This is a genomic window from Paenibacillus sp. OT2-17, assembly GCF_009827695.1.
Taxonomy (GTDB): Bacteria; Bacillota; Bacilli; order Paenibacillales; family Paenibacillaceae; genus Paenibacillus; species Paenibacillus polymyxa_B.
The window spans coordinates 1-2,159 of sequence record NZ_WUDQ01000598.1 but is presented as its reverse complement, the minus strand read 5'-3'; the positions used below and the strand labels follow the sequence as shown (position 1 = coordinate 2,159).

Annotated in this window: 3 protein-coding genes; all 3 read right to left on the bottom strand. The window is 50.5% G+C overall.

Annotated elements, in window-relative coordinates; genetic code table 11:
* Positions 1–275 (bottom strand): tryptophan synthase subunit alpha (locus GRP75_RS25050; RefSeq protein ID WP_202404305.1); only part of this gene is annotated, 275 nt, incomplete at its 3' end.
* Positions 272–1,468, bottom strand: coding sequence for a tryptophan synthase subunit beta (gene trpB / locus GRP75_RS25045; protein WP_028540643.1), 1,197 nt, complete (start codon positions 1,466–1,468; stop codon positions 272–274). The genes GRP75_RS25050 and trpB, both read right to left, overlap by 4 nt.
* Positions 1,465–2,136 (bottom strand): phosphoribosylanthranilate isomerase, encoded by a 672-nt coding sequence (locus GRP75_RS25040; RefSeq protein WP_028540642.1) that lies wholly within the window; start codon positions 2,134–2,136, stop codon positions 1,465–1,467. Before GRP75_RS25040 ends, trpB begins: the two co-directional genes overlap by 4 nt.
* Between the last annotated feature and the right edge of the window lie 23 nt (positions 2,137–2,159).

The window sequence follows — 2,159 nt, the reverse complement described above, 5'->3', positions numbered from 1 at the left end:
CCTGCCGCCCTAGCCAGAGAAGCTGTCTCCATGCACGTGCGGATGGAAATTTGCCGTTTCAGTGCACGCTCAGACGCGCGCTGAATTACAGGACCGTCAGCCAGTGGGTCGGAATAGGGTACACCCAGTTCCAATATGTCAGCTCCGGCCGACTCTAACTGCCGAATGATCTCTATTGTAGTATCCACATCCGGGTCGCCTACCGTCAGAAAAGGAATTAATGCCGTTTTGCCTTCATTTTTAAGGCGACCAAACGCCTGATCAATTAAATTCATGACGGATTTCCTCCCAAATACTTGATAATGGAGTCCACATCTTTATCCCCGCGTCCAGACAAACATATGACGATAATATCATCTGCCGTCAACGTAGGTGCCAGCTTGACGACCTGTGCAACTGCATGTGCCGACTCTAATGCAGGAAGTATTCCTTCGGTACGGCAGAGAAGCTGAAGCGCATCCAGCGCTTCCTGATCGGTAATCGGAACATACTTGGCCCGCTCAATATCTTTCAGGTATGAATGCTCCGGTCCAACACCTGGATAATCCAGTCCAGCCGAGATGGAATGCGCAGGCTGCACTTGTCCGTACTCATCCTGAAGCAGATAACTCATAGAGCCTTGGAAGACCCCTTGTGTTCCCTTGGTCATCGTAGCTGCATGGAATTCCGTTTCGACACCTTTTCCAGCGGCCTCCACGCCAATCAAAGCGACACCCTGATCCTCAATAAAAGGATAAAACATGCCGATGGCATTGCTTCCGCCACCGATCGCTGCCACGATGACATCCGGAAGTCTGCCTTCCTTCTCTAGGATCTGGCGACGTGTTTCATCACCAATCACACGTTGGAAGTCCCGCACCATCATCGGATACGGATGCGGGCCGACAGCTGAACCCAAAATATAGAACGTATCATGGACATGGCTGACCCAGTAACGCAAAGCTTCATTCCCGGCATCCTTAAGTGTACGTGTACCCGATGTCACCGGAATGACCTCTGCACCCAAAAGCTGCATCCGAAAGACGTTCAGCTGCTGGCGCACAGTATCCTCTTCGCCCATAAACACCTTGCATTCCAATCCGAGCAACGCAGCCACAGTCGCTGTCGCGACACCATGCTGTCCTGCGCCTGTCTCAGCAATGACCTTCTGTTTACCCATACGCTTCGCCAACAAACCCTGAGCTAATGCATTATTGATTTTGTGGGCACCGGTATGATTTAAATCTTCGCGCTTCAAGTAAATTTTAGTCCCGCCCAAATGCTGACTCAGACGCTCCGCATGATAAAGTGGCGTTTCCCGACCAGAATAGTCCTTTAGGAGCCCGTTCAACTCTGCTTTAAACTCGGGATCATCCGCGTACTTACGGTAGGATTCCTCCAATTCAATCAGTGCGTTCATCAACGTTTCCGGTACAAAACGTCCTCCAAATGTTCCAAAACGTCCGTTGTTATCAGGTAATTGTGTCATGCCTGCTTCACCCTTTCTACGAATGCTGTGATTTTTGCAATGTCCTTGACTCCGTTCGTCTCTACACCGCTGGATACATCCAGCCCATCGGGATGATACTCATGAACTAGCTTTTCCGCATTATCGGCAGTCAGCCCGCCGGCTACAAACAAAGGAATTCCATGTTGATGAGTCCAAGCCTGATAGGCAGGAATTCGATCCCACGCAAACGTTTTTCCGGAGCCGCCACCATACAGGGGATCGTATGTATCCAGCAGTAAAGCGTCAATTGTCCCGACATAGGCATCCAATTCGTCCGCCGAGCGTTCTAGCTGCCCTTGACTGTCCACAGACCATGCCTTGAATACCTGTATACCAAAACGCTCCCTGATCTCCCGACAGCGCTGCGGACTTTCCTGCCCATGCAGCTGTATGACATCCAAGGGTGCTTTCTCCATCACATCATTTAACAGTGCATCACCAGGGTTCACAAATACACCCACGCTGCGCGGTCTGCTGCCTGAGGTCCATTCATCCAATACGCGAAGCAGCTCTCCAGCCTGTACGCCGTCAATCCGGCGCTTGCTGTCGGCAAACACAAAACCTATATAATCGACCGGTAAGTTTACCATAGATTTTAGCACTTCAACGCTTTGAAGTCCACAAATTTTTATGCCCGTTTTGTTCATGCTTTAACCCCGTCCATCAATTC

What these genes read in the sequence shown, in the direction of transcription:
- trpB (WP_028540643.1), bottom strand. Translation starts at nt 1,468, where the DNA reads ATGACACAATTACCTGATAACAACGGACGTTTTGGAACATTTGGAGGA.
- GRP75_RS25040 (WP_028540642.1), bottom strand. Translation starts at nt 2,136, where the DNA reads ATGAACAAAACGGGCATAAAAATTTGTGGACTTCAAAGCGTTGAAGTG.